Genomic DNA, 24,444 nt, shown 5'->3' on the forward strand with positions numbered 1-24,444 from the left:
GGACAACCGATGAGCAGAGTGCAAATGGATACTGAAGAGGTCAGGGAATTTGTAGGGCATTTAGAACGCTTTAAAGAGTTACTAAACGAGGAAGTGAACAGCTTGAGCAGCCATTTCCATAACTTGGATTCATGGCAAGACGCTAGAAGAGACAGATTTAGCGAGGTGTTAGACAACTTGAGAAGCACTTTCAACGAATTTGATGAAGCCGCGCAAGAGCAAATCGCATGGCTTAAAGAGAGGATTAGGGTTTTAGAGCAAGATTATTAAGGGGTTGTTTATGGCTGAATGGAAAACGGACACAGAAGAAGTCAAAAAGGTTGTTGATGAATGCAGGGAATTTAAAAAAACCTTGCAAGAAGAAAAGTGTCTTCAATTTATCACAAATCTTGATAGTTACGCACTAAAAATCCTAGTAGAACGCAACAAAATTGAAATGCGATTGGAAAAAGCCATAGGAGAATTAAAAAAAGCCAGAAAGGAGCGAAGTGGTTTTTGGGGAGTTCTTGGGGAGATTGGGAGAAGTTTTTGTAATGCGGTAGGGTCGGTTATCCCTCCTGTTAAATTATGCGCTGAACTTTGTGAAAAGGGCTTAAACCTTATGGAAGACAATATAGAAAAATGGGAACACAATGTAAGGTTATTAAAACAAATGCTTGAAATCTACTCCATTCAAGCCAAAGCGAGCGTGGAACTTGTAGAGGGAGCTTGGGAGAGCGTTAAAAAGAGGTTGCATTTTTATACTGATAAGCACCAGGAATTTATCAGGCGCTTGAACTATGCGAGCGCGGCGATAGATAATGAATACAATATTGCGCCCCCAGAAAGTTTAAAGGAGCGCGATTTTGAAAGCCCTAAGATTGCTTATACCCCTAAAAAAAGCGTTTTTGATGAGCGCTTGAAGGATTTGAGGGAAGATTTTAGCTTTTCTTTATACGCTGATCTGAAAGATAAAATCAGCGCTTTTTCTTATAGGGATCGCGCCACAACTTCTAAAGAGCGAGAATTGGATTTGACGGGCACATCTTTTTATGATGAAAACCCTAACGATGAACTGGATCGCATGGCAAGCTCTAAAGAGCGAGAATTTGAAAAGAGTTTAGAGGATTTGATGCCAAGCGTTTTAAGCGTGCTTTCTTATAACGAAAGCTTGACTTTAGCCAAAAATCGTTGCGTTAAAAATTGTAAGAAAGCTTTAGAAGATTTTGCAGAAAAAATCAAAGAAACCCCCAACGATTCAAACGCTGTGAATGAAGCTTTTGATAGCTTGGAAACAGAGTTAGAGCGCGCTACAGAAAGTTTGAGTCAAAAAATCGACCCCGTTTTAGAACGCAATGAAGATTATACGCAAAAAGCGTTGGAGTATAGGGAGTTTTTAGAAAGCCGTAAAGAGGGCTTTATTGTGGATGAGCAAAACCCCTATCCGGAAGAAGTCCGCTTTAATGAGTGGCGTTTGGCGGAATTTGATAGCGTTTTTAGCGCCATTGTGCCTTTAGAAGATTGGAGTAAAACCGCATGCGCTCATCATGCCCTAAAGGCTTTACAAGCTACGCTTAAAAAGACAACGATTTGGGCTTTGATGCGGCAGAGTTGGAATAGATCGCAAAAGGATTCATTCCTAGGGGTTATTTATGGCATTTCGACGCGAATGTTTTAGGGAATTTAGTGCTGGTGAGAGAAGAGTTATTATTAGGCGTGAAACACACGAAAGGATATTCACTATGGACAGAATTTCTACAGAAACAGAATTGAATTGGGAATTTGTAGAGCCGCTCAATAAAAATGCGTTGAACGGGTTAGAAGAGCGGTTGAAAATAGGCTTTAGCGATGCATTTAAGGACTTCATCAAACGATCAAATTATGGTTTTAGCCAATTGCGTTATTTCATGGTGGGCAATGAGTCTTACATGTTCAAACATGTTTTGAATTTCAACTTAGAGGGCAAGGGTTTGTTCATTGATTTCATGCAGAGCTTAAAAGAATGGTTAGAGCCTGAAGAAATCGTTTTTGCTAATGACGGGTATGGGGGGTATTATCTTTGGAATACCACCACTGATGTGGTGCTGTTTTTAGACACCGATAATGGCTCAAAAAAAGCGCTATTAAATCTTAATATGTTTTTAAAAAAACTGGAATCAAGGGGTTAAAATGTTTTCTCATAAAGTTTTTTTGGAGGGTTGCACCAATGAGTTAAAAAGGATTTGCGACTATTTCGTAGAAGAGGCCATGCAAGATGATTTTGGGGCAGAAACTCAAAAGTGAAGCGCTAGAGGAGATGCTAAAAATCGCGCATGATTTAGAAAATTTAGAGCAGGAAACTCAATACGAAATGAGAAAAATCAACGAGCAAATTGAAGAAGCCAAGTATTTGGAGAAACAAATTCATATGAGTTTCCATTCACAAAGCGAGATCGATAGGCTTATGCGTGAAGCAAAAGAGCATGAAAGAGAAGCTAAGAGGCGCTATGATGAATATCTTAAGGATAAAAATGATTGATGCGGGTAATTTATTAAAAGAACTGGACGACGCCTTAGATAAAGTTGTTGCTAAAAAAGAGCCAGAGAGTTTTCTCAAGCCGATCGTCTCACAAATAGAGGACTATCAAAAGAGTATCAGGCAAATTCAAACGCAATTCACAGACGCGCCAAAGTTCAATGAAACGACCACTTACCCTAAATTTTTAAGCTGTGGTTTGTTGGAAATTAAAGGCAAAAATGGCGCTAACATGGAATTTTTATTGCCTAAAGTTTATCCTTTCCCCCCTAAAAGCTTGTATATAGAGCATGAAAAAGACGGGCAGTTTTTGAGAGAAATGCTCATGCGCTTACTCTCCAGCGTGCCTTTAGTGCAATTAGAGGTCGTCTTGGTTGATGCGTTGAGCTTGGGGGCATTTTCAATCTGGCCAGAAGGCTTTTAGATAAAGACAATGATTTTATTTACCAGCAAAGGATTTTGACCGAAAGCAAGGAAATAGAAGAAGCCCTAAAGCATTTGTATGAATATTTAAAGGTTAATTTGCAAGAAAAATTGGCCGGTTTTAGAGATTTTGCGCATTATAATGAAGAAAAAGAAGACCGCTTGCCTTTAAAAGCGCTTTTTTTTAAGCGGGGTGGGTGCTTTGAGTAAAGACGCGCTTTATTATCTAGAAAAAAAATCATGCGTTTTGGCTCTAAAAATGGGGTTTTGAGCTTTGTCAATTTGGAGAGCGAAAAAAACAATCAATCCGCAGAAGATCTGAAAAAACATGCGGAGTTTTTTAGGGATACGACAAGTTTTGAACGCTTTAAATATCTTAACGTGGAAGTCATCAATGATCATGGTATCCAATCCCAGCACATGAAAGACTTCGCTGATAAAATCAAAGCGTATTACAAGCAAAAAAAAGAAGTTAAAAGGGAGTTGAAGGACTTACAAAGAGACAAAGAATTTTGGACTAAAAGCTCTCAGCATGAGGTGGTTGTGCCGGTGGGGTGGGATATTAACCACAAAGAGGTGCGTTTTGAGATCGGTGGAGCGCAAAACCACACGCTCATTTGCGACCACAGCGGGAGCGGGAAATCCAATTTCTTGCATGTGTTGATCCAAAATTTAGCTTTCTACTACGCGCCCAATGAAGTCCAACTCTTTTTATTAGACTATAAAGAGGGGGTGGAATTTAACGCATACACAGATCCGGTTTTAGAGCATGCGAGGTTGGTGAGCGTGGCGAGTTCGGTAGGTTATGGCATGAGTTTTTTAAGCTGGCTTTGTAAAGAAATGCAAGAAAGAGCCGAGCTGTTCAAGCAGTTTAATGTGAAAGATTTGAGCAATTACCGAAAACATGGCGAAATGCCCAGACTGATCGTAGTGGTTGATGAATTTCAGGTGCTTTTTAGCGATAAAAAAAGAAAAGGTGAGGTGGAGTGGTATTTAAACGCTCTGCTTAAAAAGGGCCGTAGCTATGGGGTGCATTTGGTTTTAGCCACTCAAACCATGCGCGGCGGTGAAATTGATTCAAGCATTAAGACTCAAATCGCCAACCGCATCGCTTTGCCTATGGATGCAGACGACAGCGCTAAAATTTTGGACGATGATGTAGCTTGTGAGCTTGTCAGGCCAGAAGGCATTTTCAACAACAACGGAGGGCATCAAAAATACCACACCAAGATGAGTATCCCTAAAGCCCCTGATGATTTCACAGCGTTTATCAAAAAAATCCATGAAGAATTTAACCAAAGAAATCTCACCCCCATAGAGCATAAAATCTATAATGGCGAGAAGCCTTTAGAAATGCCTAATATCCTTAAGACTAATGAAATGCGTTTGCATCTGGGCAAAGAAGCGGATTATGAGCAAAAGGACTTGATAGTGGAGTTTGAAAACAACGAATCGCATTTGTTGGTGGTGAGCCAAGATTTAAACGCTCGCATCGCTTTAATGAAGCTTTTCGCTCAAAATTTCAAGACTGCCAACAAAGAGTTGCTCTTCTACAACGCCGAAAAACGCCTTGTGAGAGAACTTGATGAATTGAAAAAACACCACATCACGCCCATGCAAGGCCCTCTAGGGAGCGTTTTAGACACCGCTATGAATCCTAACAGCGCGCTTGTGATAGACAATCTCAACGAAGCGAAAGAATTGCACGACAAAGTAGGGGCGGAAAAGTTAAAATCGTTTTTAGAAAAAGCCATAGACAACGAGCAGTATTGCGTCATTTTTGCACATGACTTTAGGCAAATTAAAACTAATTACCATTTTGACAAGTTAAAAGATTTGTTAAACCACCACTTCAAGCAATGCCTAGCCTTTAGGTGCAATGGGGAAAACTTGAACGCTCTCCAAAGCGGTTTATCTTCACCAAGCAGACTCAATGCGCTATTGATAGAGCTTTCTAAAGACAGCCGCACTGAGTTTAGGCCCTTCAGCTTACAAGATTAAAAAAAGGGGGGGTTAAAAAAAGAGAGTTAAAAAAAGAGAGTTAAAAAAAGAGAGTTAAAAAAGAGGGGGGTTAAAAAGACTAAAGGGATTTAATCTTTTTAAAGTGCTTTCAAACCTTTTGTGTGGTGGTTTGCGTAACCAGGCGAGCGATTTTTTCTCTTAAATGCAACAAGGGTTCTGAGCCTTTCGCCAAAGCTTTCAGGCATAAATGAGAACTAGCGATTTCACTCACGGCCCCATCCACCCCTTCGCTTTCTTCAATGCATTCTCGCACACTAGAGAGCTCTATGGGGCAATTGACAAGCACCAAATTCAAATAATGCGTATAGCCATCAAACATGCACATGTTATTCATGTCGGTGGTTTTGGGATCTAAAATCGTGTTGTCATAATAGATGGGTTTCTCATCTTGTAAAATAGAGATTTTGGTGTGCAAGCGGTTGAATTTAAACAACTCATTGCACGCCACTCGCCCGGCGACAATGATTTCACTATAGAGCAATTGAGAGCTAGAGCACAAAGAAATCGTGGTGTTGCCCTTAAAATGCGCGTTTTCAAAGGGGATTAACGGGAAAGGCGCAAAATCTAAAAAAGCGTTTTCCCCCACAACAATGCACATGTCTCTGCTGGCAAACCCGTCTTCAGTGTTATGGATTTTTTCAAAGGATTGCGAAGTGATCCTTAGCTTGCAATTTTGACCGATACTCAATTGCACATCTTGCGCATCGCCTTTCATTAAGCCAGGGCTTACCGCTAAAAGCATGATTTCAGCTAAATCGTCTTTAGGGTAAAAGGGTGCCATGAGCTTAAAGGGGGGCGTGAAAAAATTATCTTCAATCACGCACCGCCCGTCAGCCCCTATTTTGGTTTTTAACCTGAGCTTGGATTCTTGAGCGTAAGTGTTCATCAATCTTCCAATAAAGCGTTGTGCTTGATCCAAGCGATCACATCGTCTAAACCTTCTTTAGCGCGGATATTCGTAAAAATAAAGGGCTTTTCGCCACGCATTTTTTTAGAATCCCTTTCCATGACTTTCAAGTCCGCTCCCACATAGGGGGCTAAATCAATCTTATTGATGACAAGCAAGTCTGAGCGCGTGATTCCTGGCCCGCCCTTTCGGGGAATTTTATCGCCCTCAGCCACATCAATCACAAAGATCGTAAAGTCCGCTAGCTCTGGGTTGAAAGTCGCTGAAAGGTTATCGCCTCCGCTTTCAATCAAAAGCAATTCCAGATTAGGGAAACGGCCATGCATTTCTTCTACGGCTTCTAAATTCATAGAAGCGTCTTCTCTAATAGCCGTGTGCGGACAGCCTCCTGTTTCTACGCCAATGATCCTCTCTCGTGGCATCACCGAATTTTTACACATAAACTCTGCGTCTTCTTTCGTGTAAATATCATTAGTGATGACCGCCATGTCATAATCCTTTGACATGTGGCGCGTTAAAGCTTCAATCAAGGCGGTTTTACCGCTTCCTACAGGACCACAAACTCCAATTTTTACCATAAAATTCCTTTCAATTTGAGATTAAAATTCAAGACATATAAAGGCGCGAGTATAAACTCTCATGCTGCATCGCCTTAATGTCGTTTTGAACGCTTGCCGCGCACAAGTGGCTTTCGTCTAGTTCTAGGGTTTTTTCTATGAGCTGGTTAAAAGGGCTTTGCAAGCTCAACAAGATTTTTTGCCCATCGTTTTGGGATAAGGGGACGCTTTTAACGCAGTTGATCACCATGTTAGAAGTTTGCGCATAAAGATAATGCCTTAAAGCCTTTTTCAACTCCATATTCAAACTCGCTGCAAAAACGCCATAGCTAGTGGCATGGGTTGGATCTTTGGTTTTTTGAGTGTAAGCGTTAAAAAATGTGCCCATGTCTAATTCGTTCATGGCTTGTAAGGTTTTAATGAAACGATTGCCTAGCTTTTGATTGGCTAATCGTAATTCCATGGGGCTTGTGGATAGCATGATGATTTCTTCAATCCCTAAGATTTTTTCTAAATCCTGTTGGAGGGCGCTTTCATAGGTGAGTTTCAAACTCAGCATTTCCGTGTAAAGGAACTGGCTAGAAAGATTGGCTTTTAGATATTCTAAAGCGCTTTCTTTATTGGTAACTTTTTTTTGCTGGATGTAAGTTTCTAGCCCAAAAGAATGCGTGTAAGATCCAATAGGGAACACCGCATCATTGACTTGCAAGATCAGAAATTCATTATCCACATGAGCATTGTTGTCTGTCTTTGGGGTTTTTGGGGGCATACCCACGCCTTTTTTAGTGCTTTTCACGCTCTTTCCTTTATCCATTCTGTTATTTTTCTATTTCTTTTCTATTTTACGACCACTTTAAAATCGCTCGCTAGTGAAACCTTAAAATTAGGCTCACTATGGGGCATGCTCACGGTTAAGCGCTCTTTGGAATCCAGTTTTGAACTTAAAACACGATTTTGAACCCCTAGCTTTTCTAATAACGCTAGCGTGGGCTTTTCAAATGGTGTTTTAAATTCAAATTGAGACTCGCCATAGTATAAAGCCGCATGGCGGTTCCCTATTTCGTAGCATATTTTCGCTACTTCTGCCACGCTCTTGGCTTGGATGTGAATGACTTCAGAATCCAAGATATTAACGGCGATAATTTCCTTCTCTTCTTTAAATAAAATATCCCCTTGAGAGAGACCCAACTTGGGAGCGTCTTTAAGGCGTATGGCTATGTCTTTGCCTTGCCTGGTTTTAAAGCGAGCGATTTTTTTCCTCGTTTCAAACCATTCCAAATCCACATGATCCACATTGAAATCCAAGGGGTTTAAATCCCTTAGATTGCCTATTAAACGCTCTATGATCATCTCACACCCAGTGTTGGATAAAGAGTAACCAAGCAGGGATCCAAGCGGTTAAAATACCCTCAATGATAGCAAGCCATGGAGTGAATTTCCCTAAAGGGATTTTCAAGATGTTTTCAATGAAAGCGGTAAGCCACAAAACACCCCAAGCCAACCAAATGATCGCCCACCAATCGCCCTCAGTGATGCCTAACACTTTGTGGTCATCAAGCATATCGCTATAGTGGGATAAAATCGCAGCAGGAACAGTGTTGATCGCTACGAATAAGCTATACCAAGAATACGGCCTCCAATCCAAACCAAAAGTGTGGTTGATAGCCGCATACAAGTAGGTAAAACCAAACAATAACCCAGTCGCTGGCCCATAGAAACTAGTCAAATGGTGCGATACTTGAGCAATATCTTCTGCACCTTCTACAGGGGCTGTAGGGTGGAGAGCGGAATAAGTGATGACAACTATATTACAAATAATGGAAAGTCCGCCCACAAAAAAGTTCATCACCGCAGTGCTTTTAGGATCGACTTTGGTTAACCCGCAAATCCCATTGCTGATTAAAACAATCCCAACATATAACAATACAAGTCCTAGCATTGCCTTTTCCTTCCAAACAAAAATTTTTACAACAAACGCACCTTACGAATAACTTTTGTTGCTTGAGCTAATCATAAAGAAAAATAGTAAATTGACAAAAAATAAAAACAAAAAAAGCCCCCAATTTTTTGATAAACAAAAAATCAGAGAGCTAAAAACTAAGGATTTAAGGAGCATCGCTCCTAAAAAATCCTAGAAAATGCTAAAGAGTTGCGCCAAGCTCACTTTATTGGCTGGTTTAGAAGTTACTTCTTTGCCATCCACGAACACATGGTAAGTTTCAGGATTGACTTCAATGTGAGCGGTAGTGTCGTTGAATTGCATGTCTTTTTTAGTGATGTTTCTGCAATTTTTTACCGGCAACACTTGTCTTTCAAGCCCTAATTCTTCTTTAATGCCTTTGTCATAAGCCGCTTGAGACACAAAAGTGATATTTGCATCGTATTTAGCTTTACCATGATGAGCGAACATTTCTCTGTAATAAACCGGTTGTGGGGTAGGGATAGAAGCGTTCGCATCACCCATTTGACTTAATGCAATGAACCCGCCTTTGATGATCATGTTGGGTTTCACGCCAAAGAATGCTGGACTCCACAATACCAAGTCAGCCACTTTGCCCACTTCTACAGAACCTACATACTCGCTAATCCCATGAGCGATCGCTGGGTTAATGGTGTATTTAGACAAGTAGCGTTTGATCCTGAAGTTGTCGTTATCGCCTTTTTCTTCTTTCAAACGGCCAAATTCTTTTTTGTTTTTGTCAGCTGTTTGCCAAGTTCTGGTGATAACTTCACCCACACGACCCATAGCTTGAGAGTCAGAACTGGTGATGGAGAAAATCCCCATGTCATGCAAAGTGTCTTCAGCCGCAATGGTTTGAGGGCGGATCCTTGAATCAGCGAACTGAACATCTTCTTTAATGCTTTTATCCAAGTGGTGGCACACCATAAGCATGTCCATGTGTTCGGCTTCTGTATTCACAGTGAAAGGGATAGTGGGGTTAGTGGAAGCGGGTAGAATGTTGTGTTCGCCGGCCACTTTAATAATATCAGGAGCGTGTCCGCCGCCAGCGCCTTCAGTGTGGAAAGTGTGCATAGTGCGCCCAGCAATAGCTGCCATAGTGTCTTCTACACAACCGGCTTCATTCAAAGTGTCTGTGTGGATAGCGACTTGCACATCGTATTTGTCCGCAACATCTAACGCATGATTGATTGCAGAAGGAGTGGTACCCCAGTCTTCGTGGATTTTAAAGCCAATCGCACCGGCTTCAATTTGATCGGCTAAGCTTGCATCGTTAGAAGCGTTACCTTTAGCCAAGAAACCCAAGTTCATAGAATATTCTTCAGCCGCTCTGAGCATCCATTTTAAATTTCTTCTACCTGGAGTGATAGTGGTTGCGTTAGTGCCATCAGCAGGACCAGTTCCGCCACCAATCATAGTTGTTACACCGCTTGCAAAAGCTGTAGGGATTTGTTGGGGTGAAATGAAGTGGATGTGTGTGTCAATACCACCAGCCGTTACGATCAAGCCTTCACCGGCTAAGGCTTCAGTAGCAGGACCCACGCTAAGATTGTTTTTAACACCATCTTGCATGTCTTTGTTACCGCCTTTACCAATGCCAGCGATTTTGCCATCTTTAATACCAATATCCGCTTTATAAATACCGGTGTAATCTACGATTAAAGCGTTAGTGATGATTAAATCCAGTTCTTCTTTGCTGGGGTTGTTAGATTGGCTCATGCCTTCTCTTAGGGTTTTACCGCCGCCGAATTTAAGCTCTTCGCCATAAATGGTGTAGTCATGTTCTACTTCAGCGATCAAGTCTGTATCGCCCAATCTCACTTTATCGCCTGTAGTAGGGCCATACATAGAAACATATTCTTTTCTGCTAATCTTTTTCATTTCTTACTCCTTAATTGTTTTTACATAGTTGTCATCGCTTTTAGCGCCATGAAAACCACGCTCTTTAGCTCTGTGTAAAGCAATTTTTTTGCTTTCGTTGTCTGCTTGCCTATCAACCAACGCGTTAAATCCAAAGATTCTTCTGTTACCGCCAATGTCAATCAACTCTACGGATTTTTCTTCGCCAGGCTCAAACCTTACCGCTGTCCCGCTCGCAATGTCTAAGCGTTTACCGAAAGTTTTTTCTCTGTCAAAATCTAAGCATCTATTCACTTCAAAGAAATGGAAGTGTGAACCGATTTGAACGGGTCTGTCGCCCACATTTTTAACTTTCACGCTAACGGCTTTTTTGCCTTCGTTGATAGTGATGTCTTCATTTTTTAAGAACAACTCACCAGGAACTAATTTACCATTGGCCTCAATAGGGGTATGCACGGTTACGAGTTTAGTCCCATCAGGAAACATCGCTTCAATACCCACTTCATGGATCATGCTTGCCACGCCATCCATCACATCATCCGGTTTTAAAAGAGTGCGCCCTTCTTGCATCAATTCAGCCGCAGTCTTTTTACCAGCTCTCGCCTCTTCCATAATATGGGCACTAATCAAAGCTACTGCTTCTACATAGTTAAGCTTAATGCCTTTTTCTTTGCGTTTCCTAGCTAATTCTCCAGCGTAGTGGAGCATCAACTTATCTAACTCTTTTGGGGTGAGTTTCATCTCATTCTCCTATTCTTAAAGTGTTTTTCCTTGAAGACATAACGCAATCAAGGTTGGAGTAATTGTAGCAATGTTTTGATTTACTAAGATTAACAGAAGCGTTCATTAACTAATTATTATTTAAAATGAATTAGTGTTATGTTTTTGAAGTGCTATAAAAGCGTTATTGGGAGTGCATTTAATACCCCTTTAGAATTTATAAAGATCAAAAACTCGCAAAAAAATGAGAATTAAAATTGGAGTGATAATGGTGGCCACGACTGGACTTGAACCAGCGGCCACTACCATGTCAAGGTAGTGCTCTACCAACTGAGCTACGCGACCTTTATTAAAAAGGGCAATTATGCCTTAATTTTGTTTTGTTTTTGCTTAAAAAAGAATTGTCTTAACAATAAAACGCCCACGCCCACATCTATCATGACATCAGCGAAATTAAAAATGGCAAAATCAAAGCCATAATGATAATACACATAATCCACCACGCCCCCATGCACAAACCGGTCTAAAACATTAGAAACCCCAGCGCCAAACACCATGCCAAACTCTATGGCATGGCTTTTAAAAAGCTCCTTTTGGCGCATTAAAAAGATAAAAAGCCCTAAAATCAAAAGGATTTGCAAGTATTTCAAACCCCCCTCTAAAAAACTGAGCAAGGAAAACGCCACGCCTTTATTGAACACCAAAACAATATCTATCATCAAACTTTCATAGCGAAACCCCTCTAAAATAGCGTATTTAATCGCTTGATCCGCGCCAAAAATAAGAAAAAAAACCCCTATAAAAACCAACAGGCTTTTTTGGGTGGTTTTTAGCACAAATGCCCTTCAAAAAACTCTTTTAATTCTTGCATTTTGGATTCTAAAAGTTTTTCATCTTTAGCTTCTAAGAGAATGCGTAATTTGTTTTCAGTGCCGCTATAGCGGATCAAATGGCGGATCTCTAGTTGGTCTAATTCTTTTAAAAGAGCGCTATAACCTTTCAGGCTTTCTAAAGGAGGCTTTTTTTGGATATTCAAATTCACTAGGCTTTGGGGGTATAATTCAAAGGGGTTTAGTGCAACAGAGCTTACTTGCTTGCTTTCTAACACTAACGCGCTCACTTGCAAAGCGCACACCAAGCCATCGCCTGTTTTAGCGTAATCGCTAAAAATGATATGCCCGCTTTGCTCGCCTCCAAAATTGGCTTTATTCAATTGCATGCATTCGCTCACAAACTTATCCCCAATCGCGCAATGCTTCAATTCTAAATCTTGGGATTTTAAATATTCTTTAAGGGCTAAATTGCTCATGCTCGTAGCGACAATTGCTTGAGAAGAAAGGGCGTTTTTAGATTTTTGATAAACCCCTAACACCCCTAAAAGCTTATCCCCATGCACGATATTCCCTAAATTATCCACCACCACTAGCCTGTCAGCATCGCCATCAAAAGCAAAGCCCAGATCCGCGCGGTATTTTTTCACTTCCTGGCTCAATTGGTTGGGGTGTAAAGCCCCGCATTGCTCATTAATATTACACCCATTAGGCTCATCATTAATCACTAACACATCAGCCCCAAGCTCGCTAAAAACGACCGGAGCCACCTTATAAGCCGCGCCATTAGCGGTATCTAGCACGATCCTTAAACTCTGTAAATTCAAATGTTTGGGGAAAGAGTGCTTTAAATGCACGATATAGCGCCCTATGACATCGTCTATCCTTTTAGCGCTACCGACGCTCTCGCCCACTTTATAGCTAGAGTGCAGTAATCCTTCATCATGAAAGATTTCTTCAATCGCTCTTTCTTCTTCTTCTTTAAGCTTATAACCATAAGAATTGAAAAACTTGATACCATTATCTTCAAAAGGGTTGTGGCTCGCGCTTATCATAATGCCCGCATCACAGCGCATGTCTTCGGTTAAAAACGCAATCGCAGGGGTAGGCATAGGCCCTATTTGAATCACGTTATAGCCTATGGAAGTGAGAGCGCTCACTAAAGCGTTTTCTACCATGTAGCCGCTTTTTCTGGTGTCTTTACCAATTAAAATTTTATTCGTTTGAGAATGTTTTTTAAAATACAACCCCGCAGCAATGCCTAAACGCATCACAAACATGGGGGTGAGTTTCACCCCTGCTTTACCCCTCACGCCATCAGTCCCAAAAATTTTCATCGTTATAAAATACCTTTTAAACTATTTTTAATCAATTTTTAGATAGAATTATGCCAAATTTTACATTACAAAGGGATTAAAACAAGGCTATGGCAAATCATAAGTCCGCAGAAAAGCGAATCAGACAGACCATTAAAAGAACCGAACGCAACAGGTTCTATAAAACTAAAATTAAGAATATCATTAAAGCCGTGCGTGAAGCGGTCGCTATCAATGATGTAACAAAAGCTCAAGAGCGTTTGAAAATCGCTAATAAAGAGTTGCATAAATTTGTCAGCAAAGGGATTTTAAAGAAAAACACCGCTTCTAGGAAAGTTTCAAGGCTTAACGCTTCAGTGAAAAAAATCGCTCTCGCTTAGTTTTGGGGCGTTTTTGACTTCTTTAAGCTCAATAACGGGTTTTTATTATTGGGCTTCTTTTTAAGTTTTGCGTTTTTTAGATTGTTGCATCTTTTATTCACATCTTTTTATAGGTAGTCTCGCATGTCTATTCTAGCTGAAAAGCTTTCTTCCATTCTCAAACGATACGACGAACTCACAGCGTTGCTTTCTAGTGCTGAAGTGATCAGCGATATTAAAAAACTCACCGAATTGAGCAAAGAGCAAAGCTCCATTGAAGCAATCTCCATAGCGAGTAAAGAGTATTTGAGCGTTTTAGAGAATATCAAGGAAAATAAAGAACTTTTAGAAGACAAGGAATTGAGCGAACTGGCTAAAGAAGAGTTAAAAATTTTAGAAATCCAAAAAAGCGATCTAGAAACTGCCATTAAGCAACTCCTTATCCCCAAAGATCCTAACGACGATAAAAACATTTATTTAGAATTAAGAGCCGGCACGGGGGGCGATGAAGCGGGCATTTTTGTAGGGGATTTGTTTAAGGCGTATTGCCGTTATGCGGATTTGAAAAAATGGAAAGTAGAGATAGTGAGCTCTAGCGAAAACAGCGTAGGGGGCTATAAAGAAATCATCGCTTTAATTAAGGGTAAGGGCGTGTATTCAAGGCTCAAATTTGAAGCAGGCACGCATCGAGTCCAAAGAGTCCCTGAAACAGAATCTCAAGGGCGCATCCACACTTCCGCTATCACAGTAGCGATCATGCCTGAAGTGGATGATGTGGAAGTTTCTATCAACCCTAGCGATTTAAAGATTGAAGTGTTTCGCGCTGGCGGGCATGGGGGGCAATGCGTCAATACCACAGACTCTGCGGTGCGCATCACGCACCTTCCCACTAATATCAGCGTGAGCATGCAAGATGAAAAATCCCAGCATAAAAACAAGGATAAAGCCCTAAAAATCTTAAAAGCGCGCCTTTATGAAAAACAAATTGAAGAGCAACAACTCGCTAACGCCAAAGACCGAAAGGAGCAAGTGGGTAGTGGGGACAGGAGCGAAAGGATCCGCACTTATAATTACCCGCAAAACCGCTTGAGCGAACACCGAATCAATTTAACTCTGTATAGTTTAGAAGAAATCATGCTTTCAGGGAATTTAGATGAAGTGATTAACCCTTTAATCGCCCACGCCCAAAGCCAGTTTGAATAAGATTTTTACACGATACGCCCAAAAACGATAAAACACCCAAGCCTTTTTTAAACCACCCACTACCACCAAAAACCCTAGCATGCTTTTTTAAATTTTCGCCCCAAAACAGCGTAAGAGCTTCCATAAAATCTAGTTAAATATAATTTTAAATTATATATATGAACTTTTAAAAATAAAGTTTTATTTAACCCATTCTTAACAAAAAATTCACTTTTTTGTAGTATAACTCCAAAGCTTAATATTTGTAAAAGCGGATTATATTCTGTAGAAGCGAATGCATGAGGACAACTCTCAAATTTTGATAGCTCCCTATTTTTTCCACCATGCATGAATACAATGAAAAAAGAAATTCTTAGGATTTCTCACATTAAGGAGTTTTAAATGAAAAAAGTTTTTTTGGGTATGGCGTTAGCCATTAGTGTGTCCATGGCAGAAAAAAGCGGTGCGTTTTTAGGGGGAGGGTTTCAATATTCTAATTTAGAAAACCAAAACACCACCCGCACCCCAGGCGCTAACAATAACACCCCGATAGACACTTCAATGTTTAGCAACAATCAACCAGCTCCAGCCCCCCAAACGCAGAGTGCTTCTAAACCGGATACTAAAGTCAATCCAAGAGTGATTAACACCAATAATTACGGGCAAATGTATGGGGTAAATGCGATGGCAGGGTATAAGTGGTTCTTTGGTAAAACCAAACGCTTTGGCTTTAGGACTTATGGATACTACAGCTATAACCATGCGAATTTAAGCTTTGTAGGCAGTAAGCTTGGAATCATGGATGGCGCATCTCAAGTGAATAACTTCACTTATGGCGTGGGCTTTGATGCGCTCTATAACTTCTATGAAAGCAAAGAGGGCTATAACACAGCAGGGTTGTTCTTAGGCTTTGGATTAGGAGGGGATTCGTTCATCGTGCAAGGAGAGAGCTACTTGAAATCTCAAATGCAAATTTGCAACAACACCGCCGGTTGTTCAGCGAGCATGAACACAAGCTACTTCCAAATGCCTGTGGAATTTGGCTTTAGGAGCAATTTCTCTAAACACAGCGGGATTGAAGTGGGCTTTAAATTGCCTTTATTTACCAACCAATTCTATAAAGAAAGGGGTGTAGATGGATCGGTAGATGTGTTCTATAAAAGGAACTTCTCTATCTATTTCAACTACATGATCAACTTCTAAGCCTTTCTCTTCTTTCCAGCAGAGGGTTTTTTAAAAACTAAAGAAACGCTTGAAACAGAACCTTTTGTTTTGAGATTTGGTTTTTTACTTTGGCTTGTTTTCAAAAATCATTTTGATTTCTAAAAATAGTCTATAATGCTCGCAAGAGATATTTTTTAAGGTTATCAATGAAAGCTATAAAAATACTTTTTATAATGACACTCAGTTTAAACGCTATCAGCGTGAATAGGGCGTTGTTTGACTTAAAAGATTCGCAATTAAAAGGGGAATTAACGCCAAAAATAGTGAATTTTGGAGGTTATAAAAGCAGCACCACAGAGTGGGGAGCTACGGCTTTAAACTATATCAATGCGGCTAATGGCGATGCGAAAAAATTCAGCGCGTTAGTGGAAAAAATGCGTTTTAACTCCGGTATATTGGGGAATTTTAGAGCGCATGCGCGTTTGAGGCAAGCCCTAAAATTGCAAAAGAATTTGAAATATTGCCTTAAAATCATCGCTAGGGATTCTTTTTATAGTTACCGCACCGGTATTTATATCCCCTTAGGCATTTCTTTAAAAGATCAAAAAACGGCTCAAAAAATGCTCGCTGATTTGAGCGTGGTAGGGGCGTATCTTAAAAAACAACAAGAGAATGAAAAGGCTCAAAGCCCTTATTACAGGAGCAACAACTATTACAACTCCTACTATAGCCCTTATTATGGTATGTATGGCATGTATGGAATGTATGGCATGGGCATGTATGATTTTTATGACTTTTATGATGGCATGTATGGGTTCTACCCTAACATGTTTTTCATGATGCAAGTTCAAGACTACTTGATGTTAGAAAATTACATGTATGCGCTCGATCAAGAAGAGATTTTAGACCATGACGCTTCCATCAACCAACTTGATACGCCTACTGATGATGACAGAGACGATAAGGACGATAAATCTTCGCAACCAGCAAATCTCATGAGTTTTTATCGTGATCCCAAATTCAGCAAAGATATTCAAACCAACCGCTTGAATAGCGCCTTAGTCAATTTAGACAACAGCCACATGCTCAAAGACAATTCGCTCTTCCACACTAAAGCCATGCCCACTAAAAGCGTGGATGCGATCACTTCTCAAGCCAAAGAGCTTAACCATTTAGTGGGGCAAATCAAAGAAATGAAGCAAGACGGGGCGAGTCCTAGTAAGATTGATTCAGTTGTCAATAAAGCTATGGAAGTGAGGGATAAATTAGATAATAATTTAAACCAGCTAGACAATGACTTAAAAGATCAAAAAGGGCTTTCAAGCGAGCAACAAGCTCAAGTGGATAAAGCCCTAGACAGCGTGCAACAATTAAGCCATAGCAGCGATGTGGTGGGGAATTATTTAGATGGGAGTTTGAAAATTGATGGCGATGATAGAGATGATTTGAATGATGCGATGAATAACCCCATGCAACAACCTGTGCAACAAACGCCCACCAACAACATGGACAACACCCATGCAAATGATAGCAAGGATCAAGGGGGTAACGCGCTCATAAACCCTAACAGCGCCACTAACGCCGATGATCACAATGATGATCACATGGACGCTAACACCACAAATGATACTAGCGCCACTGACACCCCCACTGATGATAAAGATGCTAGCGGCAACAATACCGGCGATATGAACAACACCGACACCGGCAATACTGATACCGGTAACACTGATGATATGAGCAACATGAACAATGGTAACGATGATACGGGTAACGCTAATGACGACATGGGTAATAGCAACGACATGGGCGATGATATGAACAACGCGAACGACATGAACGACGACATGGGTAACAGCAACGATGACATGGGCGATATGGGGGATATGAACGATGACATGGGTGGCGATATGGGAGACATGGGGGATATGGGTGGCGATATGGGGAATTGAGATTAAACCCCAACATCAAAGAGTGATAGCCAAAACTTAATATTTTTATTTATAATTCTTTTAGGGTGGTAGGGGGGTATTTTGGCGATGAATACCCCTTTAACCCCCAAAACTAACACTCCCCCTAAGAACGCTTTTAAAAATCCAACCAAAGCTTTTTATCAAACTAGCGCAAAAAACTCCGTCCTTTAGGGCGCAAGATGTAAGCGCTTAGGCTATATTCAAGCTAACAAAATACCTCTAGTCTTTTTAGGGTAAGAAATGCCCATGCAGACTTTAAAGAGCCTTTCGCATTAGCGTTTTTTAGGGCGCTTTATAAAAAAAGCCCTTTAGGCGGTTCCACCTTTCAGACGCTCAAAATTAAAAGCAGAAATTAAAATTTCTTCTTACCCACATCTTCTAAAATGTCTTGGGAGATCCCATCAATTTTAGTGCTGACTTGTAAAGAATGGTTAGCGATAGTCAAATTATCCTGCACATCTTGTTGCAAGGCGTTAATGGAATTGTGGATGTTTTCTACGCCCTTGTTTTGCATTTTGATAGACTCGGCGTTATCGGCGATGCTTTGAACTAAAATATTGATATTGGCTTCAATTTCGCTGAGCGATTTTTGCGTCCTTTCAGCGAGCTTCCTCACCTCATCAGCCACCACCGCAAAGCCTCTGCCATGCTCGCCGGCCCTTGCGGCTTCAATAGCAGCGTTTAGGGCTAATAGATTCGTTTGATCGGCAATATCTCTAATCATATCCACCACGCTTTTAATGTCTTCGCCTTGAGAGATCATCTCTTGGCTTTTAGAATCAATTGTTGTGATAATATTAGTGATTTCTTCTAAGGATTGGGTGGTGTTTTTCAGGCTTCTTTCTTGCTTGTGGGCGGTTTTAGTCAAGTTATCCACGCAAGTTTTTAAATCTTTGGATTCATGATTGAGTGCGTTCGCAAACCCTAAAGAAGCTTTAAGCATGCTAGAAATTTCTTGCCCTAAAGTGTTGAGCGCTTTTTCCATGTTGGCTTTAGGATCTTGGATGTGGTGGGTAAAATCCAAATTTTTATAATGCTCTAGGGCGTTATTTAGGGCTTCAATATTAGCGCCAATTTGGTTGCGAAAATACTGGATAATGCTATTAATCGTATTTCTTAAAGCTTGCAAATCTTTATTTTTAGGCACGCATGCGATTTCTTGCGTGAAATCCCCATTTTCCACATAATTTGTTACTTCAATGCTGTTTTGAATGGCTTTGTTATCGGCTTGAATGCTTTCTTGGGTTTTAAGAATGTTTTCATTGATAGAAGCTTGCATCTGCCCGATTTCATCATAAGTGCTTGGGGGCGTTAGGCTTATGGCATGGTTATTTTTGGGGTTATTAAGCAAGTTGAAAAAATCGTTTAGGGTGTTATTGACCCTACTGATGCGTTTGGTTATAAGACTAGAAATGATGATAAAGACTAAAAGGGCTAACACCAGCACGCCTAAAATCAAAGTGGTGATAATAATGTATTTGGTGTTTGTGGCTTCTTTAAAGACTAAAGATTTATTGACATATTTCCCAATTGCCCAACGCCACTGATTGTCGTTATCCCCTTTTTCTTCAAAAAAATCAAAGGGCTGTATGGCTAAAAAGGTTTCTGTATTCCCGCTCAATGAATGGTAGCTCAAAGTGCCCGCTTCGTTTTGATTGTAATACTCCACAGCTTTAGCGACTCTTCTATCCGGATTGATAGCGCTTAAAATCTTATCTTGAATCTCACGATTAGGGTTGATTAAAAGCCTGCCATCTTTCCCCATTAAAAAGGTGTTGCTCTTTTTCTTGCCCACCACATCGGTATAAAAAGCGTCAATGTTTAAAAAGAGATTCAGCGCGCCTATAATATTTTGATTCTTACCCATTAGGGGGAGGGTAATATCCATGCCATAGATTTTATTGCCATCAACCTCTTTATAATAGGGATCTGAACGGGTTATATTTTTGAGCGAACGGATTTGATTGATCATGTTTTCATTGAGCGCGGTATTAGGGTAGGCGATTTTTGAATCCATGCTCATGGCAGTGATAATTCGTTCGTTATTATTCGTATAAATCGCGCTAATCAATAACACATGAGGGTTTGCCAGCAAAAACTCAGAGAGCATGCGTCTTTTTAGGGTGTCGTTGATAGCGCTATTTTCATCGCTTAAAAATTTTTCAAGGGTGTTAGCGCCAATAAAAATGCGCTTAATGATGCCTTGAATTTTAAAACTGACTAACTGAGCCTTTTTTTGCAACAATTCTGTGGCTTGGCTTTGCAACACGCTTTCAACCTTGTAGCTGATAATAACGCCCATAACAGCGCTAATGACAATAACAACCGCACACACCATCATGACGATTTTAGAACCAATTCTTGTAGATTTCATTCTCTTTGCCCTTTTAAAACGAATTGATAGAGAATGATTATTATACATTATTTTGAAATTTTAATAAAAAAGAGAGAACAAAAAAGAGAATAAAAAAGCAGAAAATAAAGGAGAGCCAAAGCCCTCCAAAACTCCCCCAAAGAAGAGAAAAAGAAATAAAAATTACCTTTTAGAGAATTGTGGGCTTCTTCTGGCCTTTCTTTTACCATATTTTTTGCGTTCAACCACCCTTGAATCTCTGGTGAGCAAGCCCTTAGGTTTTAAAATGGCTCTAAAAGCAATATCATAAGCGTTCAAAGCTTTAGAAATGCCATGCCTTAAGGCTTCCGCTTGCGCTGAGTAGCCCCCACCAAAAACCACCGCTTTAATATCCACAGATTGTTCTTGTTTGGTTAAAAGCAAGGGTTGCATGACTTTCATTTTAATGGCTTCATGCCCGCCTAACCATTGATTCAGGCTTTGTTCATTGATACTCAATCCGCCTTTACCCGGAGTGAGCCACACTTTAGCGATAGCGGTTTTTCTTTTACCGGTAGCATAGATTTTTCTCATTTAGCGTCCTTTTTGCTAGTTTGTGCGGTGTGAGGGTGCTTATCATCACGATAAACTTTGAGTTTTTTAATCATCGCTTTCCCTAATTTCGTTTTAGGGAGCATGCCCCTAACGGCTAAGTGGTAGAGCTTTTCAGGGGTTTTTTCTAGCATCTCTTGGAGAGTCTTGCTTTTAGTGCTGCCAAAATAGCCTGAATGGGTAAAATACTCTTTATCCTCTAATTTCATGCCTGAAAATTTAACCTTATTGGCGTTGATAACCACCACAAAATCCCCACAATCCACATTAGGGGTGTAAAAAGGGCGGTGTTTGCCTCTTAAAAGCACAGCGATTTCAGTGATCAAGCGGCCAAAAACTTTGTCTTTAGCGTCTAAAACGACCCAATCACGAACGATGTCATTGACTTTAGCAGTCTTTGTCATAAGAATCCTTTGATAAAATTAAAGCACCCATTATAAGGAAATAAGCTTAAATATTGCTGAATTTAAGGAAAGTTTAAAGTTTTAAAATAGGGTTTTTAAAAAATTTGTTTGATTGCTTTTGATTTTATGGTAAAACTCATTTCTTAAGTAAAATTCATTTCCTTAAGGGGATAGGGGGGCATTTTGAAATAACTCTCCCCCTACAACCCCCAACTAAAAACCCCCTAACCCCAAAAGACTGCTTTTAAAGAGACTATCACTTGCTTTTCGCAAGCTCTTTTATTGTATTTATTTTAAAAAATACCTTTAAGCTTTTTTAATTTTGTTACTCATGCTTAATAAGCCAAAGCCTTTATTTTTGCTTTTGATTAAGCCTTTCTTCTATCTTTTTGATTTGTTGGCTCATTTTAGCGCTCGCATTGATCTGATTGATGAGCATGTAAAGGTTTATCATCATCAAAAGAACCACCACAATCCCTAAAAAAAACACGATTTGAATGGCCTTTTTAGCGATTTCTCGGGCTTCTTGTTCTTTTGGCATGCGCTTTTAATTTTCCAATTCTTCTGGAGATAAATCTTTATAAAAGCGTTCTAATTCAAAGCTCTCGCCCAAATACGCAGCGATTTCTTGGGAATCCACAAGGGCGTTTTGCAAGCAACTCGTCGCGCCTGGAGAGGGGGTCATGTTGAAAGTGATGCCTTTATGGGTGCAAATCTTTTTTTCACCTAATTCTAGCTTTCGCTTGGTTCTGTCTAAAACTTGCGGGCGCACTTCGCCAAAACCATGAGCGTATTCTAAATCTTCTAGACTAAGAGAGGGGATGATTTTTTGAGCGTCTTTTAAAAATTTCCTTTTACCGATAATAGGCAATTCAAAAACCATGTTTTTAAACACATAATTACGGATTTCTTTATCGCTCATCAAATCAAACGCGATCTTAAACACATCTTTATTCAAATCCATTTTCAACAATTCCAAGCTAATGCCCTTAAGCCAGCATTTGTTGCGCTCTAATTTAGGCATCGTTAAAGCGGTAGGCCCGATTCGTGTTTTTCCTTTAATGACAGCATCAGGGTCGCCATGCACGGCTGCAAAAGGGAGTTTGGGGTTTTGAACGGTATAAACTTTACCCCTTAATAAATCCGGCACAAAATAAAAGCTGCCCGCCACAGGCAAGCACCCTAAATCTAGGCCATAGCCCATGCTCTGAGCCAAAGGCAAAGCGTAAGAGCCGGCATTGACTAGCACGAATTTAGCATACACTTCTTCAGCGTCTTCTGAAATTACGGCGTAAGTGTCGTTGCGTTTTTCAATCTTTTTCACTTTGAAATTCAAAAACACCTGGTTGTTAGGCCTTAATTTTAGGGCTTCTTCAACGAAGTTTTCACTCAACTTCGCAAAATTCATGGTGCTCCAATCCTTTCTATACCCATGCCCGATAATGTTTTCATGCCTGTCTATGCCATTAGCCCCTAAAATCACATTAGGCTCTAATTCTTTAATCTTTTGCTTGTCAAATTCTTCTAGCCCCACAAAGATTTCTTTAAAGGATTCGTAGCGTTTTTTCATGAACTCGCATTCTTCATCGCCCACGCCTATAGCCATTTTCTGGGTTTCAAAAATCACTTCATTTTGCAAGCCTTTATTGAGCGCGTATTGTCTGGTTTTATAAGCGCTCAAACGCACTTTTTTAGCTTTTTCAGGAGTGTAATTCGTTTCAATAGAGCCATCATGAATGGTTTGCGAATTAGCCTTAGCGCTAGAGCTGATTTGAGCTAATTTAGAGCATTTTTCCACGATAGCCACGCGCTTTAAAGAGCTGTATTCGCTCAAAGTATAAAAGGTCGCGCACCCTGAAACCCCACCTCCAATAATAACAGCATCAAATTCCATACTCATTGTCTTTCTCCAAATGTTTTAAATTAATGAATCGTAATCATAGTATAAGAAAATCAATTCGCATTCAAAGGGCTTGAAGTTTTATTGACAAAATCTTTCAAATCGCTCATTCCAAGCACCCTATCAATCAATAATTTCTTTTTAGAAAACGCCCCATTATGTTCTTCTGCTAACCATAATGAAGTGATCACCACGCCTCCTATTTTATGGCTCAAGGTTTTAAAATGCTTTTGGGTTTGCACCGACCAAATGCTGTGAGCGACTATCGCTTGATGGTTGTGTGCGCCTAAATAGAGCATGATATGCCCTTTTAAATAGATGAGCGTTCCAAAAGGCGTGGCGTTTTTAAGGATGTAGTTTTCTTTTTCTTTGGCTTTCATAGAGCTTAAATCCACATAATTGTTCGCATAACGGCTTTGCGCGTAGGAATTTCTGGGGAGCAAAATACCAAAATTAGCAAAACTATCCCTAGTGAAAGCCGAGCAATCCCTATTACCCAATAGCCCACCCCAGCCGTATTTTTGCCCTAGCATGGTGTCTATAAAATACGCCATGTTCTCGCTGTTAAAAGCCTTAGGGAAAACAAAAAAATCCTTTTCTTCTAAGATCACGCTTTGTAAAGTCGCATAGCCCTTAGCGTCTCTCAAAAAACCATAGGCTTTCAATTCCTTTTTTTGGGGTTTTTGAGGCGTGTTTTGACTTTGGGGGATGAGAGCGAACAATTCGCCCACCCTAGCGTTGGTGTAAAAATCCCCATAGTCTGTATAAAGGGGGATTTTATCTTTTATAGGCATGACATAATTTTTAAGCTTGGTTAAAAGCTCTATGTCTTTATCGCGCATATAGGCTAAATCGCTAACTTTGATCCAGCCATAAACAAAACTGCTTTGAATGTGGGCGTAAGTTTTATCCGTGTTGAAATGCGTGACTAAAACCGGCGTGCCTTGAAAAATCAGCGAATTTTGATACCTGTCAAAGGGATAGCCTTTTTGAGAAAGGTAATAAGGCTTGTTAGTAGGCACAGCCCTTACATCGCTATCTCGCACCACAACAGCCTTAATCTTAGCGCTTGGGTAATGCTCAATATCCATGCTTTTAATAAGTGCATCATTGAAAGCTTTTGCGTTGGGTTTTAGATCTTCGCCATAACCGGTGGATTTATTCATCTCCTTAAGGATCCAAAACACTTCTTTTTTATTGCTTTTGATTTTCGCATCTAGCCATGGGGAATACCACGCTTTGAGATAGCTCTCTTTTAGGTTTTCTCTTAACGCTTGGGGGTCAATGCTTTGGTTATTATGACTGCCATTTTGAGAGCTTGCAAGATAGCTTGAAGCCTCTTGGGGCAAGGATAAATCTTTGAGCGTGAAATCCTTTTTCATGCAACCCACAAACAAAAACAAGAAAACTACAAGAAAATAACGCATGC

21 protein-coding genes, 1 tRNA gene and 3 pseudogenes are annotated in these 24,444 nt (G+C 40.2%); 9 read left to right on the top strand and 16 right to left on the bottom strand.

From position 1 onward, the window contains the following. The first annotated feature begins 9 nt into the window (after window positions 1-9). The 5 genes and pseudogenes from AYS37_RS00650 to AYS37_RS00675 all read left to right on the top strand — a co-directional run bounded on the left by AYS37_RS00650 (window position 10) and on the right by AYS37_RS00675 (window position 4,918). A complete protein-coding gene (locus tag AYS37_RS00650; RefSeq protein WP_000092098.1) occupies window positions 10-270 on the top strand; it encodes a hypothetical protein in 261 nt (86 codons plus the stop codon). Between the two features lie 10 nt (window positions 271-280). Next, window positions 281-1,752, top strand: a pseudogene (locus AYS37_RS00655) (HNH endonuclease). Next, the gene (locus AYS37_RS00660) at window positions 1,722-2,147 is read left to right on the top strand and encodes an SMI1/KNR4 family protein (RefSeq protein ID WP_000375113.1); all 426 of its coding nucleotides are present in this window, start codon (window positions 1,722-1,724) and stop codon (window positions 2,145-2,147) included. Before AYS37_RS00655 ends, AYS37_RS00660 begins: the two are co-directional and overlap by 31 nt. A gap of 1 nt (window position 2,148) precedes the next feature. After that, window positions 2,149-2,497: pseudogene (locus tag AYS37_RS00665) on the top strand (hypothetical protein). After that, window positions 2,490-4,918, top strand: a pseudogene (locus AYS37_RS00675) (FtsK/SpoIIIE domain-containing protein). Before AYS37_RS00665 ends, AYS37_RS00675 begins: the two co-directional pseudogenes overlap by 8 nt. Window positions 4,919-5,027: 109 nt before the next feature. Here AYS37_RS00675 and AYS37_RS00680 read toward each other — a convergent pair. The 10 genes from AYS37_RS00680 to glmM all read right to left on the bottom strand — a co-directional run bounded on the left by AYS37_RS00680 (window position 5,028) and on the right by glmM (window position 13,110). Then, window positions 5,028-5,825: an urease accessory protein UreD gene (locus AYS37_RS00680; protein WP_001099431.1), complete on the bottom strand. Its 798-nt coding sequence runs from the start codon at window positions 5,823-5,825 to the stop codon at window positions 5,028-5,030. Then, a complete protein-coding gene (gene ureG, locus AYS37_RS00685; protein WP_000238761.1) occupies window positions 5,825-6,424 on the bottom strand; it encodes an urease accessory protein UreG in 600 nt (199 codons plus the stop codon). The genes AYS37_RS00680 and ureG overlap by 1 nt, the downstream gene beginning before the upstream one ends. A 28-nt stretch (window positions 6,425-6,452) precedes the next feature. Then, window positions 6,453-7,217 (bottom strand): urease accessory protein UreF, encoded by a 765-nt coding sequence (locus AYS37_RS00690; RefSeq protein WP_000357419.1) that lies wholly within the window; start codon window positions 7,215-7,217, stop codon window positions 6,453-6,455. A 23-nt stretch (window positions 7,218-7,240) separates the two neighbouring features. Beyond that, complete coding sequence (ureE, locus tag AYS37_RS00695; protein WP_000583026.1) at window positions 7,241-7,753, bottom strand: urease accessory protein UreE; 513 nt, start codon at window positions 7,751-7,753, stop codon at window positions 7,241-7,243. Between the two features lies 1 nt (window position 7,754). Next, complete coding sequence (gene ureI / locus AYS37_RS00700; protein ID WP_000901248.1) at window positions 7,755-8,342, bottom strand: acid-activated urea channel protein UreI; 588 nt, start codon at window positions 8,340-8,342, stop codon at window positions 7,755-7,757. 192 nt (window positions 8,343-8,534) lie between these two features. After that, entirely contained in the window at window positions 8,535-10,244 is a 1,710-nt protein-coding gene (gene ureB / locus AYS37_RS00705; RefSeq protein WP_000724295.1) for an urease subunit beta, read from the bottom strand. Window positions 10,245-10,247: 3 nt separating this feature from the next. Then, complete coding sequence (ureA, locus tag AYS37_RS00710; protein WP_000779233.1) at window positions 10,248-10,964, bottom strand: urease subunit alpha; 717 nt, start codon at window positions 10,962-10,964, stop codon at window positions 10,248-10,250. A 248-nt stretch (window positions 10,965-11,212) separates the two neighbouring features. After that, window positions 11,213-11,288 (bottom strand) — tRNA-Val (locus AYS37_RS00715). Window positions 11,289-11,305: 17 nt separating this feature from the next. After that, the gene (gene lspA, locus AYS37_RS00720) at window positions 11,306-11,779 is read right to left on the bottom strand and encodes a signal peptidase II (protein WP_000921402.1); all 474 of its coding nucleotides are present in this window, start codon (window positions 11,777-11,779) and stop codon (window positions 11,306-11,308) included. After that, window positions 11,773-13,110, bottom strand: a complete 1,338-nt coding sequence (gene glmM, locus AYS37_RS00725; RefSeq protein ID WP_000688440.1) for a phosphoglucosamine mutase — start codon at window positions 13,108-13,110, stop codon at window positions 11,773-11,775. Before glmM ends, lspA begins: the two co-directional genes overlap by 7 nt. Window positions 13,111-13,199: 89 nt before the next feature. Between glmM and rpsT the strand changes: the two genes are divergently transcribed. The 4 genes from rpsT to AYS37_RS00750 all read left to right on the top strand — a co-directional run bounded on the left by rpsT (window position 13,200) and on the right by AYS37_RS00750 (window position 17,746). After that, complete coding sequence (gene rpsT / locus AYS37_RS00730) at window positions 13,200-13,469, top strand: 30S ribosomal protein S20 (RefSeq protein WP_001273612.1); 270 nt, start codon at window positions 13,200-13,202, stop codon at window positions 13,467-13,469. Between the two features lie 123 nt (window positions 13,470-13,592). Continuing rightward, a complete protein-coding gene (gene prfA, locus AYS37_RS00735) occupies window positions 13,593-14,651 on the top strand; it encodes a peptide chain release factor 1 (protein ID WP_000025094.1) in 1,059 nt (352 codons plus the stop codon). Window positions 14,652-15,032: 381 nt separating this feature from the next. Beyond that, window positions 15,033-15,833 carry an outer membrane protein gene (locus AYS37_RS00745; protein ID WP_000755248.1) on the top strand — a complete coding sequence of 267 codons (801 nt, stop codon included), beginning with the start codon at window positions 15,033-15,035 and terminating at the stop codon, window positions 15,831-15,833. 167 nt (window positions 15,834-16,000) lie between these two features. Continuing rightward, window positions 16,001-17,746 (top strand): hypothetical protein, encoded by a 1,746-nt coding sequence (locus AYS37_RS00750; RefSeq protein ID WP_000644238.1) that lies wholly within the window; start codon window positions 16,001-16,003, stop codon window positions 17,744-17,746. A 373-nt stretch (window positions 17,747-18,119) separates the two neighbouring features. Here the strand turns inward: AYS37_RS00750 and tlpC are convergent, their stop codons facing one another. From tlpC to AYS37_RS00780, 6 genes are all read right to left on the bottom strand, one after another. Continuing rightward, the gene (tlpC, locus tag AYS37_RS00755) at window positions 18,120-20,141 is read right to left on the bottom strand and encodes a methyl-accepting chemotaxis protein TlpC (protein ID WP_000843361.1); all 2,022 of its coding nucleotides are present in this window, start codon (window positions 20,139-20,141) and stop codon (window positions 18,120-18,122) included. A gap of 162 nt (window positions 20,142-20,303) precedes the next feature. Beyond that, on the bottom strand, window positions 20,304-20,693 hold the full coding sequence (rpsI, locus tag AYS37_RS00760) for a 30S ribosomal protein S9 (RefSeq protein WP_001227274.1): 390 nt from the start codon (window positions 20,691-20,693) through the stop codon (window positions 20,304-20,306). Then, complete coding sequence (gene rplM / locus AYS37_RS00765) at window positions 20,690-21,115, bottom strand: 50S ribosomal protein L13 (protein ID WP_000167675.1); 426 nt, start codon at window positions 21,113-21,115, stop codon at window positions 20,690-20,692. Before rplM ends, rpsI begins: the two co-directional genes overlap by 4 nt. Window positions 21,116-21,467: 352 nt before the next feature. Continuing rightward, window positions 21,468-21,656 (bottom strand): DUF5408 family protein, encoded by a 189-nt coding sequence (locus tag AYS37_RS00770; protein ID WP_001123732.1) that lies wholly within the window; start codon window positions 21,654-21,656, stop codon window positions 21,468-21,470. Between the two features lie 6 nt (window positions 21,657-21,662). Further along, window positions 21,663-23,015 (bottom strand): FAD-dependent oxidoreductase, encoded by a 1,353-nt coding sequence (locus AYS37_RS00775; RefSeq protein WP_000061444.1) that lies wholly within the window; start codon window positions 23,013-23,015, stop codon window positions 21,663-21,665. Between the two features lie 53 nt (window positions 23,016-23,068). Continuing rightward, window positions 23,069-24,442 carry a C40 family peptidase gene (locus AYS37_RS00780; protein WP_001268572.1) on the bottom strand — a complete coding sequence of 458 codons (1,374 nt, stop codon included), beginning with the start codon at window positions 24,440-24,442 and terminating at the stop codon, window positions 23,069-23,071. Window positions 24,443-24,444 lie beyond the last annotated feature (2 nt).

Origin of the sequence: Helicobacter pylori NQ4053 (assembly GCF_000274605.1) — a bacterium.
Taxonomy (GTDB): domain Bacteria; phylum Campylobacterota; class Campylobacteria; order Campylobacterales; family Helicobacteraceae; genus Helicobacter; species Helicobacter pylori_CV.

Excerpts from the sequence above, each read along its gene's own strand:
- rpsT (WP_001273612.1), top strand. The coding sequence starts at position 13,200 with ATGGCAAATCATAAGTCCGCAGAAAAGCGAATCAGACAGACCATTAAA.
- ureB (WP_000724295.1), bottom strand. The coding sequence starts at position 10,244 with ATGAAAAAGATTAGCAGAAAAGAATATGTTTCTATGTATGGCCCTACT.
- AYS37_RS00775 (WP_000061444.1), bottom strand. The coding sequence starts at position 23,015 with ATGAGTATGGAATTTGATGCTGTTATTATTGGAGGTGGGGTTTCAGGG.
- tlpC (WP_000843361.1), bottom strand. The coding sequence starts at position 20,141 with ATGAAATCTACAAGAATTGGTTCTAAAATCGTCATGATGGTGTGTGCG.
- rplM (WP_000167675.1), bottom strand. The coding sequence starts at position 21,115 with ATGACAAAGACTGCTAAAGTCAATGACATCGTTCGTGATTGGGTCGTT.
- AYS37_RS00650 (WP_000092098.1), top strand. The coding sequence starts at position 10 with ATGAGCAGAGTGCAAATGGATACTGAAGAGGTCAGGGAATTTGTAGGG.
- prfA (WP_000025094.1), top strand. The coding sequence starts at position 13,593 with ATGTCTATTCTAGCTGAAAAGCTTTCTTCCATTCTCAAACGATACGAC.
- AYS37_RS00680 (WP_001099431.1), bottom strand. The coding sequence starts at position 5,825 with ATGAACACTTACGCTCAAGAATCCAAGCTCAGGTTAAAAACCAAAATA.
- AYS37_RS00750 (WP_000644238.1), top strand. The coding sequence starts at position 16,001 with ATGAAAGCTATAAAAATACTTTTTATAATGACACTCAGTTTAAACGCT.
- ureE (WP_000583026.1), bottom strand. The coding sequence starts at position 7,753 with ATGATCATAGAGCGTTTAATAGGCAATCTAAGGGATTTAAACCCCTTG.
- ureI (WP_000901248.1), bottom strand. The coding sequence starts at position 8,342 with ATGCTAGGACTTGTATTGTTATATGTTGGGATTGTTTTAATCAGCAAT.
- ureA (WP_000779233.1), bottom strand. The coding sequence starts at position 10,964 with ATGAAACTCACCCCAAAAGAGTTAGATAAGTTGATGCTCCACTACGCT.
- AYS37_RS00770 (WP_001123732.1), bottom strand. The coding sequence starts at position 21,656 with ATGCCAAAAGAACAAGAAGCCCGAGAAATCGCTAAAAAGGCCATTCAA.
- glmM (WP_000688440.1), bottom strand. The coding sequence starts at position 13,110 with ATGAAAATTTTTGGGACTGATGGCGTGAGGGGTAAAGCAGGGGTGAAA.
- AYS37_RS00660 (WP_000375113.1), top strand. The coding sequence starts at position 1,722 with ATGGACAGAATTTCTACAGAAACAGAATTGAATTGGGAATTTGTAGAG.
- ureG (WP_000238761.1), bottom strand. The coding sequence starts at position 6,424 with ATGGTAAAAATTGGAGTTTGTGGTCCTGTAGGAAGCGGTAAAACCGCC.
- AYS37_RS00690 (WP_000357419.1), bottom strand. The coding sequence starts at position 7,217 with ATGGATAAAGGAAAGAGCGTGAAAAGCACTAAAAAAGGCGTGGGTATG.
- AYS37_RS00745 (WP_000755248.1), top strand. The coding sequence starts at position 15,033 with ATGAAAAAAGTTTTTTTGGGTATGGCGTTAGCCATTAGTGTGTCCATG.
- AYS37_RS00780 (WP_001268572.1), bottom strand. The coding sequence starts at position 24,442 with ATGCGTTATTTTCTTGTAGTTTTCTTGTTTTTGTTTGTGGGTTGCATG.
- rpsI (WP_001227274.1), bottom strand. The coding sequence starts at position 20,693 with ATGAGAAAAATCTATGCTACCGGTAAAAGAAAAACCGCTATCGCTAAA.